Origin of the sequence: Paenibacillus sp. FSL R7-0198 (genome assembly GCF_038000415.1) — a bacterium.
Taxonomy (GTDB): Bacteria; Bacillota; Bacilli; order Paenibacillales; family Paenibacillaceae; genus Paenibacillus.
In genome coordinates this window covers 2703710-2722793 of the sequence record NZ_JBBOCB010000001.1, presented here as the reverse complement: position 1 = coordinate 2722793, position 19084 = coordinate 2703710, and the positions used below count along the sequence as shown (strand labels likewise).

1 protein-coding gene is annotated in these 19084 nt (G+C 53.8%); it reads left to right on the top strand.

The window, feature by feature from the left end; genetic code table 11:
* Nucleotides 1–38: 38 nt before the first annotated feature.
* Complete coding sequence (locus MKY87_RS11770) at nucleotides 39–19043, top strand: non-ribosomal peptide synthase/polyketide synthase (RefSeq protein WP_340964564.1); 19005 nt, start codon at nucleotides 39–41, stop codon at nucleotides 19041–19043.
* Nucleotides 19044–19084: the final 41 nt, after the last annotated feature.

Genomic DNA, 19084 nt, shown 5'->3' with positions numbered 1-19084 from the left:
CTATCTACAAACAATCTCTAATACGGGAGTGTGTCGATGTGAGAGAGAATACGAACAAGCAATATGGATTAACGCAAGCCCAGCGCCGGATATGGTTCATGGAAATTATGAATCCGGGCACATCCATCACGATGCTTTCCGCGACCTACCAGATTACGGGCGAGATCGACACCAAGCTGCTGGAGCAAGCGGCGGCAGAGATTGTCAAAACCTATGACGCTTTCCGAATCCGCATTGGCGGGGATTTGCAAAATCCAACGCAGTGGTTCGAAGAGACGGAGAATGTCCAAACCAGGATAAGCCACCTCGAAATAGGCACAACCGAACAATTCTATGCTTGGGTGAAAGAAGTAACCGAAAAACCGGCCAGTGTGTTCGACGAACACCTCTACCAATTTACGATGATCCATTTTGCGAACGGCCAAGTATGGCTTAATTTGACTGTAAATCATATCATTGCTGATGGCTTGTCCGTCACTGCTTTGCTGCATGCGGTGATGGAAAAATACCTGGAACTGCGCAAAGGCATCTCCAGCAGTTACCAGGCCCCTTCCTATCTGGATTATATTTCAACTGAACATGAATATGAGCAATCGCAGCGTTATCAAAAAGGCAAGGAATACTGGCTGACCAAGTACAACACTTTGCCTGAAACGAGCGGCATTAAATCGGTTCCGCCATTCTCGATTGGCAGCGAATCGAATAAACGTTCCATCACTTTGGATGGTTCCCGGTATGACCGTATTCTGGCTTTTAGCGAACAATATCAGGTCAGTTTATATACGTTATTTTTGTCCGCCATGTACGTCTTATTGTATAAGCTGACCGACAGCACCGATGTTCCGGTCGGCACGGTTTTTGCCAATCGCACCAGCAAGAAGGAAAAAGAAACGATCGGTATGTTCGTCAGCACCGTGGCTACGCGGATTAGTCTGAATCCAGATGGGTCCGTGCTTTCCTTGATCCAAACGGTTTCCAAGGAAAATACGGCGGATCTGCGACATCAGAAGTATCCTTATAACCAATTGATCCAGGATTTACGTGAACAACACGGCCGCAACGATCTTTCGGAGCTGTTCCGCACGTCTCTGGAATATCTACCTTTGAAAATCGTGGAGTACGAAGAAATCAAGGTACGTCTGGAGGCTCACTTTGCTAGACACGAGATGGACGATCTACTGCTGCGCTTCGACCATATGCTGAATGAAGGCCATGTCATTCTCCATGCTTCCTATCGTACCGGCCTGTTCGAGACGACCGAGATTGATCGCATTATGGAACAGTATGTAACCGTTCTGGACCAGTTTCTTGAGACTCCCGAACTGCGGGTGCATGAGATTTCTCTGTTGAGCGATGAGGAGAGACACCGTATTCTGGACGTGTTTAACCCGCCGGTGGCAGCACTGAGCGAGGGAATAGCGTTTCATCGGTATGTCGAAAAGTTTGCACGAGACATTCCGGATCACCCGGCAGTTGTTTACATGGACAAAAAGCTGACTTACGGCGAATTGAACAAACGCGCTGAGCGGCTGGCTGCGCTCCTTCGTGAACAGGGAGTGGGAAGGGAGACGATTACGGGGATCTGGGCGGAGCGCTCTGTGGAACTGCTGGTTGGTGTGCTCGCCGTATGGAAAGCCGGCGGAGCTTATGTACCGCTGGACCCCGATTATCCGGCGGAACGTATTGAGTACATGCTCAGCGATAGCGAAGCATCGGTGCTGCTTACGCAGCGTCATCTGTTGGAGGGGGCCGGAGGTTGGTTGGCCGATGACCGGCTGAAGCTTCAAGCTGTCTATGCGATGGACGATGAACAGATGTATAACGGGGATATCTCAGCCGTGGAATTTGAATCTGCTGACAGTGCTCCGCAAGACTTGGCTTATGTGATTTACACCTCCGGTACGACGGGACGCCCAAAAGGCGTCATGATCGAGCATGGTAGTCTCATGAATACGGCGGATGCGTACCGCCGCGAGTACCGGTTGGATCAGTTCCCGGTGCGGCTGCTGCAACTGGCAAGCTTTTCGTTTGACGTGTTCGTTGGAGACATCGCGCGGACGCTGTATAACGGAGGGACGATGGTAATTGTGCCAAAGGATGACCGGATTGATCCGAACCGCTTATACGGCTGGATTCGGGACCAAAACATTACGGTATTTGAATCGACACCTGCGCTTATCCTGCCGTTCATGCAGCATATTTATGAAGAAGGGCTGGACGTCAGCTCCATGCAGTTGCTGATTACCAGCTCGGATGCTTGCAGTGTCACCGATTACCGATTGCTGCAGGAAAGATTCGGCGGACAATTCCGCATCATCAACAGTTACGGCGTAACCGAAGCGGCCATTGACAGCAGCTTTTATGATGAGCCGCTGGACAAGCTGCCATCGTTGGGTCATGTGCCGATCGGCAAAGCCTGGCTGAATGCCCGGTTTTACATTGTAGATGCCGGGTTAATGCCGGTTCCTGTAGGGGTTCCGGGTGAGCTTGTCATCGGCGCCGCCGGGGTAGCGCGCGGGTATTGGAACCGTCCGGACCTAACCACCGAGAAGTTTGCAGACAGCCCGTTTGTGCCTGGCGAACGTCTATATCGGACAGGAGATTTGGCCCGCTGGCTGGAAGACGGCAACGTTGACTTCATCGGTCGAATCGACTATCAGGTGAAAATTCGCGGGTTCCGGATCGAACTCGGCGAAATTGAAACGGCCCTGCTCAGTTTCCCGGGGGTCAAGCAGGCTGTGGTGACTGACCGTACGGATGAGCAGGGGCAAAAGTATTTGTGCGGTTACGTGGCGGGGGATGTTTCCTTGCAGCTGAGCGATCTGCTGTCCCAATTGAAGCAAGAGCTGCCGGCGCATATGGTCCCGGCCCGACTGGTGTCTCTTGATCAGCTTCCGCTCACACCGAATGGCAAGATTGACCGTAAAGCGCTGCCTGAACCGACCGGAGAGATAGAAGCCGGCCGTGAGTATGTGGCTCCTCGCACAACGCTGGAAACAAGACTTGCTCTTATTTGGCAGCAGGTGCTGGGTATTGCGCGAGTTGGAGTCCAAGACGATTTCTTTGACCTGGGTGGTCATTCCTTGCGGGCCTCCGCGCTTGTTTCCAAGATTCGAAAAGAGCTGCAAGTCGAGGTTCCACTGCGGGACGTTTTCCGCTACACCACGATCGAACAGCTGGTCCAAAGAATCGGCGGTTTAAAGCAGCAGGAGACGTATGAGATTACAAAGGCGGCAGAGGCCGAGTATTATCCGGTTTCATCCGAGCAAAAGCGTCTGTACGTCCTGCGCCAGCTTGACGCGGCCGAGCGTAGCTACAATATGTCGGCGGCGCTTCTTCTCGAAGGCAAGCTGGACCGCACGCGCGTAGAGTACGCGTTCCGGGCGTTGATTCAGCGCCATGAGACGCTGCGTACCGGGATCGAGCAGGTTCAAGGTGAGCTTGTGCAGCGCATCTATGACGAGGTGGAGTTTGCTGTAGACTATTTCCAGGCGAGCGAGGGAGAAGTGGACCATGTGGTGGAAGCATACTATCACCCGTTTGATCTGACCAAGCCGCCACTTCTTCGCATCGGCCTGATCGAAGTCGCCGAGGATCGCCACATTCTGCTGTTTGATATGCACCATATCGTCTCGGATGGCATCTCGACAGCGCTGCTTTTCGACGAGTTCAGCCGCCTGTATCGGGGTGAGGAGCTGGCTCCGTTGCGTATTCAATACAAAGATTATGCCGTTTGGCAGCATTCCGAAGCCTACGGGCAGTTGATCCAGCCGCAGAAGGAGTACTGGCTGGAACAGCTGTCGGGCGAGCTGCCTGTATTGGAACTTCCGACGGACTTCCCGCGGCCTGCGGTGCAAAGTTTTGACGGCCGGACCGTGAAGTTTGATATTGGGAAAGAACGGACGGAGAAGCTGAAAGAACTGGCCGCACGGACGGGCACGACCCTGTACATGGTGCTATTGTCTGCTTACTCGATCCTTATGCATAAATATTCGGGTCAGGAAGATCTGATCGTGGGAACGCCGATTGCCGGAAGAACGCAGGAAGAAGTGCAGCCAATCGTAGGTATGTTTATCAACACGCTTGCCATTCGCAGCCAGCCGGAGCGTTCCAAGCCGTACCTTAAGTATTTGGAAGAAATGAAGGAAATCACACTCGGGGCTTTTGAACACCAAAATTATTTGTTCGAAGATTTGGTGGAAAGTCTTCACATTCCGCGCGCGACCGGCCGGAATCCGCTCTTTGATACGTTCTTCTCCCTGCAAAATACGGAGAATGAGCAAATTGTAATCGAGGGGCTGGAGCAATCGTTTTATCCGTTGGAAAACCGAACGTCCAAGTTCGAGCTGCTTCTGGATATTTCGGAGCTGGATGGTCAGCTCGAATGCCGGTTGGAGTACGCTACGGCTTTGTATAAACAGGAGACTGCGGAGCGGTTCGCCCGACATTATGACAAGCTACTCGAAACTATCGCAACAGCGCCGGAAGGGGATATTGCTTCACTGGAAATGCTAACGGAGCAGGAAATCCGTGAACTGGTGCGCGGTTTTAATGATTCGGAGGCAGACTACCCGCGTCAGCAGACGATTCATGGCTTGTTCGAAGAGCAGGCGAAGCTTTACCCGGATAACGTGGCCGCCGTCATGAATGAGCGGCAGTTGACCTACCACGAACTGAACGAGCGATCCAACCGCCTTGCACGTAAGCTGCGGGAGACAGGAGTCGAAGCGGATCAGTTGGTAGCGATTCTGGCCGAACGTTCGCTTGATATGGTTGTCGGCATTCTGGCGATTCTCAAAGCGGGCGGAGCCTACGTGCCTGTCGATCCCGACTACCCGGAGGAACGCATCCGCTTCATGATTGAGGATTCGGGCGCACCGTTATTGCTGATTCAAAAGCATTTGCATGAGAAGACCGACTTCGCAGGAACGCGCCTTGAATTGGACGATATCGTTTGGGGCGACAAAGGGGCGGAATCCGCTGGTGAGCTGGACGCTTCGAATCTAGAGCCGATTTCCGGGCCGGGTAACTTGGCTTATGTCATCTACACATCGGGAACGACTGGCAAACCCAAAGGCACGTTGATCGAGCATAAAAACGTTGTGCGCCTTTTGTTCAACGACAAGAACCTGTTCGACTTTGGCCCGTCCGACACGTGGACGTTATTTCACTCGTTCTGCTTCGATTTCTCCGTCTGGGAGATGTACGGAGCGCTTCTGAATGGAGGCAAGCTGGTCATTGTACCACCGATTACGGCGAAAAATCCGGCCGAGTTCCTGGCACTGCTGAGCCGCGAACGGGTCACGATCTTGAACCAGACGCCAACATATTTCTACCAACTGCTGCGTGAGGTTCTAGCGGACCATGCGTACGATCTGCGGATTCGCAACGTCATATTCGGCGGCGAAGCGCTCAGCCCGCTGTTGCTCAAGGGTTTTAAGACGAAGTACCCGGAGACAAAGCTGATCAATATGTACGGTATTACCGAAACGACGGTTCACGTAACATATAAGGAAATTACATGGATCGAGATGGAGGCGGCGAAGAGTAATATCGGCAAGCCGATTCCGACGCTGAGCGTGTACGTTCTGGATGGAAACCGTCGTCCTGTTCCGATCGGCGTAGCAGGCGAAATGTACGTAGCCGGGGAAGGCCTTGCGAGAGGATACCTGAATCGCCCGGATCTGACGGCGGAAAAGTTCGTTGATTCTCCGTTTGCGGAGGGGGAGAAACTGTACCGTTCGGGTGACTTGGCGGTCTGGCTGCCGGACGGCAACATTGAATACCTCGGCCGAATCGACCATCAAGTCAAAATCCGCGGGTACCGAATCGAGTTGGACGAAATTGAGACCCAACTGCTGAACGTGGAGGGCGTGGAAGAAGCGGTGGTGCTCGCCCGTCAGGACAACGGGGGCGAAAAGGCGCTTGTTGCCTACTTTGTGGCGGACCGGACGCTGACGGTTAGCGAAATGAGAACCTCGCTGGCCCAGGGAATGCCGGGATATATGATCCCGTCGTACTTCGTGCAGCTGGAACGCATGCCGCTGACTTCCAACGGCAAAGTGGACCGCAAAGCACTGCCGGAGCCGCAAGGTAGCCTGCAAACGGGCGTTGAATACGTAGCCCCTCGTAACCTTACGGAGTCCCAGCTTGTGAAGATATGGGAGGAAGTTCTGGGCAACTCCGGCATTGGGGTCCTGGACAATTTCTTCGAGCTCGGAGGGCATTCCTTGCGGGCGACAAACCTTGTCAGCAAGATTCGGAAGGAAATGAACGTGGAATTTCCGCTTCGCGATGTGTTCCGTTATATGACGGTAGAATCGATGGCAAGGGCTATTGCCAGCTTGGAAGAATCGCAGCACAGCTCGATTCCAAAAGCGGAAGAGAAAGCGTACTATCCGGTTTCCTCTGCACAAAAAAGGCTGTATGTCCTGCATCAGCTGGATAGCTTGGAGCTGAATTATAACCTTCCAAGCGCCTTACAATTGGAAGGGGCTTTGAACGAGGCCAAAGTAGAAGATGTGCTGACTACTTTGATGGCCCGGCACGATATGCTTCGCACCGGTTTTGAAATCATGAATGGGGAGCCGGTTCAGCGTATTCATCCGCTCGTCGCTTTCAAGGTCGAGAAGATTCAAGCAAGCGAAGATCAGGTTGCAGCTATTCTAGAAGGCTTCATTCAGCCTTTTGACTTGACCCAGCCGCCTTTGCTGCGCGCCCTGTTGATTGGATTGGAGAAAGAAAAATTCCTGCTCGCGCTGGATATGCATCACATTGCTTCCGACGGCCTTTCCATGGATGTGCTGCTACGCGAATTTGTGCGGCTGTACAATGGGGAAGCATTGCCGGAGCTGCGGATTCAATACAAGGATTACGCCGTTTGGCAGCAATCCGAGGAACAGCGTCAACGCATCAAACGACAGGAAGAATACTGGCGCGGGGTATTCAGCTACGAGCTTCCGGTTCTTGAGCTGCCTCTTGACTACTCCCGTCCAGCCGTTCAGCAGTTTGACGGTCAAACGCTCACGTTTAGGCTAGATGCGGAGAAAGGCGAAGCTCTCAAACAGCTTGCCAGCGATTCGGGGGCAACGTTGTACATGCTTCTGCTGGCTGCGTACTCCATATTGCTTCATAAATACGCGGGACAGGAAGATATCGTAGTCGGCACTCCGATTGCCGCTCGTTCTCACGCCGACGTGCAGCCGATAATCGGCATGTTTGTCAATACGCTGGCTCTTCGCTTGGGTCCGACGGCAGAGCGGACGTTTATGGATTACTTGCAGGAAGTGAAAGAAACGACACTTGGAGCCTACGAGCACCAGGACTATCCGTTTGAGGAGCTGGTAGAAGCTCTTCAGGTGAGCCGGGATTTAAGCCGAAATCCGCTGTTTGACACCATGTTTTCTTTGCAAAAGCACGAAAGCCTGGATTTAACTCTTGAAGGCTTGCAATGGTCACTGTATGACATCGAGGAAAAGACGGCAAAGTTTGATCTTAGCTTGGACATCGTGGAAGAGGGTAACGAGTTGGTTTGCAAGATCGAGTACGCTACCTCGTTGTTTAGACAGGACACGATGGTACGGCTGGCGGGTCATTACGAGCAGATTTTGGCGTCGATCCTGGCTCAGCCGGGTGCGCGGATTTCGGATTTGGATATATTGACGGACAGCGAAAAGGATAATTTATTGGTCGGGTTTGACGTGTCGTCTTCGGCTCTTGTAAAGCAATCCGCCACAGAGGGTGCAGGTCTGGATGAGTCGTGGAGAGGGAGAACGTTCCACGAGCGATTCGAGGAGCAGGTGGAGCGCACTCCGGGAGCGCTGGCGGTTGTCTACGAAGACAGCAAGCTGACGTATACGGAGCTGAACGCCAAAGCGAATCGTTTGGCGTATGTACTGCGGGCACGCGGGGTGAAGCCGGAACAGGTGGTCGGCATTCTGGCCGGCCGTTCAGCGGAGCTGTTGATCGGGGTACTCGCCGTATGGAAAGCTGGCGGTGCTTATGTACCGCTTGACCCCGACTATCCAGCGGAGCGGATCGAATATATGCTCGCGGACAGCGGGGCATCGGTCCTGCTTACGCAGACCTGCCTGCTGGAGCAGGCGGAAACTTGGCGCAGCGACGGAGCTCTAACGCTGCAAACAGTGCTTGCACTTGATGACGCCACGACGTACAGCCTCGGCGCGGCGGAAACAGCTGTAGGCGTACAAGCTTTGGGCGAAGCGGGGGCAGAGGCGGAGGCTTTGGCGCAAGTGGCAACGGCTGCTGTCGAAACTTCTGCCACGGCAGAAGCTGAGCAGAACGTACAAGTGGCGGATCTCGCATCAAATCCGGCAAATGTTAACAAGCCAGGTGATCTGGCTTACGTCATCTACACCTCCGGTACGACGGGCCGTCCGAAGGGCGTGGCAGTGGAACACGGCAGCTTGGTGAACACGGCGGCGGGCTACCGGCGGGACTACCGTCTGGATCAGTTCCCGATCCGACTGCTGCAACTTGCCAGTTTCTCGTTTGACGTGTTCGTTGGTGACATTGCACGGACGCTGTACAACGGTGGAACTATGGTCATCGTGCCGAAGGAAGACCGAATTGATCCAACCCGCCTCTATGGCTGGATTCGCGACTACGCCGTGACAGTGTTCGAATCAACTCCTGCGCTGGTTGTGCCGTTCATGGAGCATGTGTATACCGAGGGTCTGGACCTCAGCTCGATGCAGTTGCTGATCACAAGCTCGGATGCGTGCAGTGTAGCAGATTACCGCACCTTGCAGGAGCGCTTTGGCTCGCAGTTCCGTATTATTAACAGCTACGGCGTAACGGAAGCAGCGATTGACTCTAGCTTCTATGACGAGCCGCTGGAGAAGTTGCCGAACACGGGCAGCGTGCCGATCGGGAAAGCGTGGCTGAACGCCAAGTTCTACATCGTGGATGCAAATCTGAAGCCGGTGCCGATCGGGGTGCTCGGCGAGCTGGTTATCGGTGGAGCGGGTGTGGCCCGCGGTTACTTGAACCGCCCGGATTTGACGGCGGAGAAATTCGTAGATAGCCCATTCACCGCTGGGGAGCGGTTGTACCGGACGGGTGATCTGGCACGCTGGATGCCTGACGGCAACGTAGATTTCATCGGCCGAATCGACAATCAGGTGAAAATTCGCGGTTACCGGATCGAGCTTGGTGAGATCGAAGCGGCCATGAAAAATGTTGCCGAGGTGCGTCAAGCGCTTGTCATCGACCGGACGGACGAGCGGGGGCAGAAATATTTGTGCGGGTATGTCGTTGTGGATTCCAGCTTTGATCTGGAAGGGCTTGTGGCCCATCTGGACGCCGTACTGCCTTCTCATATGGTACCTTCGCGCATCATGCGTCTGGATCAACTACCGCTTACACCGAACGGCAAGATCGACCGTAAAGCGTTGCCTGTGCCGGAAGGAAGCATTCGTGCCGAGGCTGCATACACGGCGCCGCGTACTCCTGCCGAGAAAGCACTCGCGTTGGTCTGGCAGTCAGTGTTAGGCGTGGATCAGGTTGGCACCATGGATAATTTCTTTGCGCTTGGTGGGGATTCAATTAAAGCTTTACAGGTATCTTCTCGTCTTTTGCAAACGGGGTACAAGCTGGTCATGAAAGATTTGTTCCATTACCCGACGATTTCCGCCCTTAGTTTGCGGCTGCAAACAGCGGAGAGAACGGCAAGCCAATCCGAAGTGACGGGAGAGGTGATCCTGACCCCGATTCAGCGCTGGTTCTTTGAACAAAATCCGGCCGACGTTCATCACAGCAACCAGGCGATCATGCAGTTCTCCAAGCAAGGGTTTGATGAAAAAGCTTTACGCCAAGTGGTGTGTCAGCTTATCGTGCATCACGATGCTCTTCGTACGGTTTATCGTCAAACCGAGAATGGTTATACCGCCTGGAACCGAGGCGCCGGGGAGAACGAAGTGCTGTTCGATCTGGAGGTTGTCGATTTCAAGGGAACCCTCGACGTGAAAGAAGCGGTAGAGGCTAAGGCAAATGACATTCAAGCAAGCATTGATCTGGAAAACGGTCCGCTGGTGAAGCTGGGTTTGTTCCGCTGTGACGACGGCGACCACCTGCTCATCGCAATCCATCACTTGGTCGTAGACGGCGTATCCTGGCGGATTCTGCTTGAGGATTTTGCTGCCGCCTATGAGCAGGCGCTGCAAGGGCAGCCGATCCGTCTGCCGCTCAAAACGGATTCATTCCAAACGTGGGCGAAACAGCTCGCTGATTATGCGAACGGTCCGGCGATGGAAAGCGAGAGAGCGTATTGGCAGCATATCGAGCAATTGACCTATGAGCCGCTTCCGAAAGATTTTGAACAAGGCACAGCCAAGCTGAAGGACAGCGGGCTCGTGACCGTCCGCTGGACGGCGGAGGAAACCGAACAGCTGCTGAAGCAGGCACACCGTGCTTACCATACGGAAATGAACGATTTGCTGCTTGCCGCGCTTGGCCTCGCGGTACAAGCTTGGAGCGGTCGGGAACGCGTGCTGGTGAATCTCGAAGGCCACGGTCGGGAAGAACTTTTGCCGGATGTGGACATTACGCGTACGGTAGGCTGGTTTACAAGCCAATTCCCTGTTGTTCTGGAGCCGGGTCACGCTCAGGCACTCGGTCATCAGGTGAAACAGGTGAAAGAAAACTTGCGGCGCATTCCGAACAAGGGAATCGGCTACGGCATCCTGCGTTATTTGTCGGCGCCGCATGACGGCGAGCGCTTTGCTTTGGAGCCGGAGATCAGTTTTAACTATTTGGGTCAATTCGACCAGGATTACGAAAGTAGTGGCTCGCAGCCGTCTCCGTTCAGCCCGGGGTCCGATTCAAGCCCAAATGCTGTGATGGATTATGTCCTTGATATCAACGGTATGGTGTCGGAAGGTGTGTTGGAACTTACGATCCGTTATGGGGAAACCCAGTATCAACGGGAGACGGTTGAACGCCTGGGCACCTTGCTTGAATCGAGTTTGCGTGAAGTCATCAGCCATTGCGTATCAAAAGAGCGGCCGGAGCTTACGCCTAGTGATGTACTGCTTCAAGATGTGACGGTGGAGGAACTGGAGCGGCTGTCCGAACATACGGCGGCACTCGGCGAACTGGAGAATGTATACACCCTGACTCCATTGCAAAAAGGGATGTTGTTCCACAGTTTGCTGGATGCCGATTCGGAAGCTTACTTCGAACAGGTGACCTTCGATCTGTACGGAAGCCTGAATGTGGAAGCCTTCACCCGAGGATTGGATACGCTGGTACAGCGAAATGAGGCGCTCCGGACCAATTTTATTACCGGCTGGAGAGACGAGCCGATTCAAGTGGTATTCCGCGAGCGGAAGTGTGAAGTGTATTTTGAAGATATTCGCTCGGCAAGAGATGAACATCCGGAGAAGACAATAGCCGATTTTGTCAGCGCGGATAAAGCGAACAAGTTTGATTTGGCCCAAGACTCTCTTATGCGTGTGACCGTTTTGCGCACAGGCGATGAGTCCTACCATGTGATCTGGAGTCATCATCACATTTTGATGGATGGCTGGTGTATGTCCTTCATGATCAAGGAAGTGTTCGACACTTACTTTGCGTTCCAAGAGCAGCGGACGCTGGAGCTTCCTCCGGTTACCTCGTACTCCCGATATATCGAATGGCTGGAAGCTCAAGATGTAGCGAAAGCTTCGGGTTACTGGTCTGAGTATTTGGCGGGATACGATCAGCAGACCAAGCTGCCGCAGGAGAGAACGCAGCTGAAACAGCATGCTTTTGAAATGGCTGAAATTGATGTGGAACTCAGCAAAGGACTGACTGGACAAATTGAGCGTGTGGCGCGCCAGCAACAGGTGACACTCAACACGTTTATGCAGACTGTATGGGGGCTGGTCCTACAGATATACAACAACAGCGAGGATGTCGTGTTCGGCTCCGTTGTATCCGGGCGTCCGGCGGAAATTCCAGGCATCGAAAGTATGATTGGCCTGTTTATTAATACGATCCCGGTCCGTATTCAAGGTAAAGCCGAGGAGACGGTAGCCGATATTTTGAGAAAAACCCAGGATCAAGCGCTGACATCGGGAGCATATGAGACTTTCCCACTGTTCGAAATTCAGTCGCTGAGCGAGCAAAAGCGCGACTTGATCAACCATATTATGGTCTTTGAAAATTATCCGATGGAAGAACAGATTGAGCAGGTTGTCGGCGGAGGCCAAGAAGCGCTGAAAATCGCTAATATCCAATCGCCGGAACAAACGAACTACGACCTGGACATTACCGTCATTCCGGAAGAACATATTTTGCTGCGGTTTACGTACAATGCACTGACATTCAGAGAGCAAGACATCAGGCAGATCCACGGTCATTTTGCCCGTGCATTGGAGCAGGTTGCGGCTAATCCGAATGTTCGTGTACATGAGTTAGAGCTTTTGACGGCGGCGGAAAAAGAAGAAATTGTCTGCGTGTTTAATCCGGTGCAGCCGGAAGTGGCTCCTGTGGCAGCGTTCCATCGACTGTTCGAGGAACAGGCGGAACGCACACCGGAAGAGGAAGCCGTCGTGTACGAGAACGATCGGTTGACGTATGCGGAGTTGAACGAGCGGGCGAACCGCCTGTCGGCAACGTTGCGTGCAAGCGGCATCGGTCGTGAGGAGATTGTTGGCATTCTCGCCGAGCGTTCGGTCGATTTGCTGGTGGCCGTGATGGCCGTCTGGAAAGCGGGAGGGGCGTATGTACCGCTTGATCCGGATTATCCGGCAGACCGGTTGCGGTTCATGCTGGAAGACAGCGGTGCGAAGGTACTGCTGACACAAACGCTGCTGCGAGAGCGTGCCGAATCCTGGCTCAGCGAAGAGGAATTGGCACTGGAGACGGTGCTGTATCTCGACGACGAAACGTCATACAGCGAAGACCGGGCGAATGCCCCGATGGACTTCGGCCAAGGCCCCAGCATGGTTTCAGGTCTGGTCTCCGGCAAGCTGACGGGTGCTGTGAACGACCGTAATGAGATTCACCCAAATAATGTTGATGTTGTCGGTATGGACAACTTCCATGAAGCCCGTCCGGAGGATCTAGCGTACGTGATCTACACGTCGGGAACGACGGGCAAGCCAAAAGGCGTAATGATCGAGCACCGCAGCCTGGTGAACACGGCAGCGGGTTACCGACGGGAATACCGGTTGGATCAGTTCCCGGTAAGGCTGTTGCAGCTCGCCAGCTTCTCGTTTGACGTATTCGTGGGTGATATCGCGCGGACGTTGTACAACGGAGGCACGATGGTCATTGTACCGAAGGACGACCGTATCGATCCGTCTCGTCTGCACTACTGGATAGAGCGGGAGCAAGTGTCGATCTTTGAATCAACGCCGGCACTGATCGTACCGTTTATGGAGTACGTGCATGAACAGGTGCTGGAGTTAAGCGGGATGGAGCTGTTGATCACAAGCTCGGACAGCTGCAGTGTAGCAGATTACCGTACCTTGCAGGAACGGTTCGGCCCGTCATTCCGCATCATTAACGCCTATGGCGTGACGGAAGCTGCAATCGACTCCAGTTTCTATGATGAGGAACTGGCGAAACTGCCGCAGACAGGCCATGTGCCGATTGGCAAAGCGTGGTTGAATGCGAAGTTTTACATCGTGGATGCACATCTGAATCCCGTACCGGTCGGGGTGCTGGGCGAGCTGGTTATCGGCGGCGTTGGGGTAGCACGCGGTTACTTGAACCGTCCAGAGCTGACGGAAGAGAAGTTTGTAGACAGCCCTTTCACCGCTGGTGAGCGGTTGTATCGCACGGGAGACTTGGCGCGGTGGATGGAAGACGGCAACGTGGACTTCCTCGGCCGGATCGATAACCAGGCAAAAATCCGGGGTTACCGGATCGAGACGGGCGAAGTCGAAGCAAAGCTGCTGAGTGTAGGTGGCGTGAAGGAAGCAGTCGTTGTTGTCAGGGAAGATCAAGAGGGGCAGAAAGCGTTGTGCGCTTATTATACAGTGGAAAAAGACTTGACGGCGGCAGATTTGAAACGTGCGATCTCCAGCGAACTGCCGGGATACATGATTCCGTCGTATTTCGTCGAACTGGAGCAATTGCCTCTAACGCCGAATGGGAAAATTGACCGGAAGGCGCTGCCAGCGCCAGAAGGGGGAGCAGGCGGAGGCCGCGAATACGTGGCGCCGCGCACCGAACTGGAGGCAAAATTGGCCGCCATTTGGCAGGAAGTGCTTGTTCGGGAGAAGGCGGTAGGCGTAACGGACAACTTCTTCGACCTCGGAGGACACTCCCTGCGGGCGACAACACTTGTCAGCAAAATGCACAAGGAGCTGGGCGCCGAATTCCCACTTCGCGACGTATTCCGCTACTCGACAGTTGAGGGAATGGCTGTGGCTATGGAGCGGTTAGAGGTTGGCTCGTTTACGGCTATTCCGGCTGCGGAACCTAGCGAGTATTATCCGCTCTCTTCCGCGCAGAAACGTCTCTATATCTTGAACCAGCTGGAAGGAGGCGAGCTGAGCTACAACATACCGGGAGCCATGCTGCTCGAAGGGCAGCTCAACCGGCAGCGGTTTGAAGAAGCATTCCGCGGGCTTGTAGCTCGTCATGAAACGCTGCGTACGGGCTTTGAGATGGTTGAAGGCGAAGCGGTTCAGCGAATTTACGAAGATGTCACCTTCCAGGTGGAATATGTGCAGATCAGCGGGGAGCAGGCGGAAGAAACGGTGCGACAATTCGTTCGTGCGTTTGATCTAGCGAAGCCACCACTTCTGCGGGTGGGCATTGCCGAACTCGCGCCGGACCGGCACATCCTGATGTTCGATACACATCATATCGTATCGGACGGCGTTTCAATGGACGTACTGATCGAAGAGTTTGTGCACTTGTACAGCGGGGAGCCGCTCAAGCCACTCCGCATTCAGTACAAAGATTATGCAGTATGGCAGCAATCGGATGAGCAGAAAACGCAGCTTGCCAAGCAGGAAGCCTACTGGATTGACATGTTCCGCGGAGAACTGCCAGTTCTGGAAATGCCGACGGACTATCCGCGCCCGGCTATGCAGAGCTATGAGGGCCGCACGCTGCAATTGTTTATGAATATTGAGAAAAGCGAAGGTCTGAAACGGCTTGCAGCTGAGAACGGCGCAACGCTTTACATGGTTCTGCTTGCGGCGTATAACGTGCTTTTGCATAAATATTCAGGTCAGGAAGACGTCGTGGTTGGTACGCCGATTGCGGGCAGAAATCACAGCGACGTTCAACCGCTGATCGGGATGTTTGTTAATACCTTGGCCATCCGCAGTTACCCGGCTGCCGGTAAAACGTTCCTTGACTACTTGAAGGAGATCAAGGAGACAACGCTGGGTGCTTTTGAACATCAGAATTATCCGTTTGAGGAACTGGTGGATAAGGTAAACGTGGCTCGTGATTTACGCCGTCATCCACTGTTTGATACGATGTTTGCTTTGCAGAATACAGAAAATGTGGAAATCCAGCTTCCGGGACTGCATCTGTCGACGTATGCCAGCGAAGAAATTGTTTCCAAATTCGATCTCAGCTTGGACGTTACGGAGATTGAGGACGGCTTGGAATATCTGTTTGAATACGCCACGGCTCTATATAAAACCGAAACGGTGGAGAAATTGGCTGTTCACTACATGCAGCTGCTTGAATCCATTCTCTGCAACCCGTCGGCGACGATTTCCGAGTTGGATATTTTGACACTAGCGGAAAAAGAAGAAATTGTCGGCGCGTTTAACCCGGCGCAACCGGAAGAGGCTCCTATGGCAGCGTTCCATCGACTGTTCGAGGAACAGGCGGAACACACGCCGGAAGCGGAAGCCGTCGTATACGAGAACGATCGGCTAACGTACGCGGAGCTGAACGAGCGGGCGAATCGCTTGGCGGCTACGCTGCGCGGAAGCGGCATTGGCCGTGAGGAGATTGTTGGCATTCTCGCCGAGCGCTCGGTGGACCTGCTGGTGGCCGTGATGGCCGTCTGGAAAGCGGGAGGGGCGTATGTACCGCTTGATCCGGATTATCCGGCGGACCGAGTGCGGTTTATGCTCGAAGACAGCGGAGCGAAGGTGCTGCTGACGCAAACGCCGCTGCGAGAGCGTGCCGAAGCCTGGCTCCGCGAAGAGGAGCTGGCGCTGATGTCGGTGCTGTACCTTGATGACGAAGCGTCGTACAGCGAAGATCGGGCAAATGCCCCGATGTGCTTTGATCAAGGCTCAAACATGGCTTCCAGCCGGGTCTCTGGCAAACTAACGGGGGCTGTGAACGGTGGTGGCGAGAGTCATCCAAATGATGTTGATGTTGTCGGTATGGGCAGCTTCCATGAAGCCCGTCCGGAGGATCTGGCGTACGTCATCTATACGTCCGGAACGACAGGCAAGCCGAAGGGCGTGATGATTGAGCACCGCAGCCTGGTGAACACGGCAGCGGGTTACCGACGGGAATACCGGATGGATCAGTTCCCAGTTCGGCTACTGCAACTCGCCAGCTTCTCGTTTGACGTGTTTGTGGGCGATATTGCTCGCACGTTGTACAATGGCGGCACCATGGTCATTGTACCGAAGGACGATCGGATTGATCCGTCTCGTCTGCACTACTGGATAGAGCGGGAGCGAGTGTCGATCTTTGAATCAACACCAGCACTGATCGTACCGTTTATGGAATACGTGCATGAGCAGGGGCTGGAGTTGAGCGCGATGGAACTGTTGATCACAAGCTCGGACAGCTGCAGCGTGGCAGATTATGGTACCTTGCAGGAACGGTTCGGCCCGTCGTTCCGCATCATTAACGCCTACGGTGTGACGGAAGCGGCAATTGACTCCAGTTTCTATGACGAGGAGTTGGCGAAACTGCCGCAGACAGGCCATGTGCCAATTGGCAAAGCGTGGTTGAATGCGAAGTTTTACATCGTGGATGCACATCTGAATCCCGTACCCGTCGGTGTGTTGGGCGAGCTGGTCATCGGCGGCGTTGGCGTAGCACGTGGATACTTGAACCGTCCAGAGCTGACGGAAGAGAAGTTTGTAGACAGCCCTTTCACCGCGGGTGAGCGGTTGTATCGCACGGGAGATTTGGCGCGGTGGATGGAGGACGGCAACGTGGATTTCATCGGCCGGATTGATAACCAAGCGAAAATCCGGGGCTACCGGATCGAAACGGGTGAGATTGAGTCGCAGTTGCTGCGGGTGGTAGGTATACGCGAAGCGGTGGTGCTGGTTCGAAGTGATGCGAACGGGCAAAAGGCGCTGTGCGCGTACTACACAACGGATATCGAACTGACGGCGGCCGACCTGAAACGAGCGATCTCCAGCGAGCTGCCGGGTTACATGATCCCGTCGTATTTCGTCGAACTGGAGCATTTACCTCTGACACCAAACGGGAAAATCGACCGGAAAGCGTTGCCGGCGCCGGAAGAGGGAGCAAGTGCAGGGCGCGAATACGTGGCGCCGCGCACCGATCTGGAGACGAAACTGGTCTCCATCTGGCAGGACGTGCTTGGGTCAGTTACGATTGGTGTGACGGACAACTTCTTCGACCTCGGCGGTCACTCGCTGCGGGCGACGACGCTGGTCAGCAAGGTGCACAAGGAGCTACACGTGGACCTGCCACTGCGCGATGTATTCCGGTACTCGACTATTGAAGCGATGGCTGAAGTGATTAGCGGATTGGAGCAGCAGGAATTCCTTTCCATTCCGGTTCTGGATAAAAGGGAGTATTACCCGCTTTCCTCTGTGCAAAAGCGGCTTTACATCCAGCAGCAGATGGAAGGCGCCGAACTTAGCTACAACATGTCCGGCATGACGGTTCTCGTCGGGCGCTTGGAGCGGAATCAATTCGAGGCGGCGCTCAAATTATTAATCGCTCGTCACGAAGTTTTGCGAACTGGCTTCGAAATGGTCGACGGTGAACCGGTACAACGGGTTTATTCGGACTTGGAGTTTGCCGTCGAGTATACAAAAGCGACGGAAAGTGAAACGAAAAGCATTGCGGATGCCTTCGTACGTGTCTTTGATTTGGAGCGGCCGCCGCTGCTGCGTGTGGGCTTAGTTGAATGGGAAGCGGAACGTCATCTGCTTATGCTGGACATTCATCATATCGTCACGGATGGCATGTCGATGGGTATCTTCATCGAAGAGCTGCTACGCCTGTATAACGGTGAGACACTGGAACCACTTCGGATTCAATACAAGGAATTCGCCGCTTGGCAGCAGTCCGAGCCTGTAAAAGAACGGCTGAAACGCCAGGAAGCCTACTGGCTGGACATGTTGGAAGGTGAACTGCCAACGCTTGAGTTGCCTACGGACTTTGTCAGACCTGCCGCTCGCAGCTTTGAGGGAGATGTGCTGCCTTTCAGTATCGACAAGAAGATGACCGACAGCTTGCAGCGCATTGCCGATGAGAACGGTGCTACCCTATATATGGTGTTATCGGCGGCCTATTCAATCCTGCTCAGCAAGTACTCGGGACAAGAAGACTTCATTGTAGGCACACCGGTTTCGGGCCGCACACATGCCGACCTGGAGCCGCTCATCGGAATGTTTGTCAACACTTTGGCGATTCGACATTATCCATCCGGGGAGAAGACGTTCCTTGTTTACTTGAACGAAGTCAAAGAAACGATGCTGGGGGCCTACGACCATCAGGATTATCCGTTTGAAGAACTCGTGAAAAAGCTGCAGGTGCCGCGCGATCAAAGCCGCAATCCTGTATTCGATGTCATGTTTGCGCTGGAAACGAAGGAAGATAACGTTCAAAGCTTCGGGGATATCCAGATCGAATCTTATCCGGAATTGCATGCGGTTTCCCAATTTGACCTTACCTTGGTCATTTCGTTGCTGGATGAGGGAATGAACGGGCAGTTTGAATATGCAACCAAGTTGTTTACGCGCAATCTGATCGACAATTTTGCTCAGGACCTGCTCGTGATCATCAACCAAATTGGCGAACAGCCTTCGGTGCTGTTAAAGGATATTTCCCTGAACGGGCAATCCGAACAGGAGCAAGATGAGCTAGAGGCTATTGATATTATTTTCTAATCCCTTACCCGGCTTGGGTGGAAATGGATCATTTAAGCACG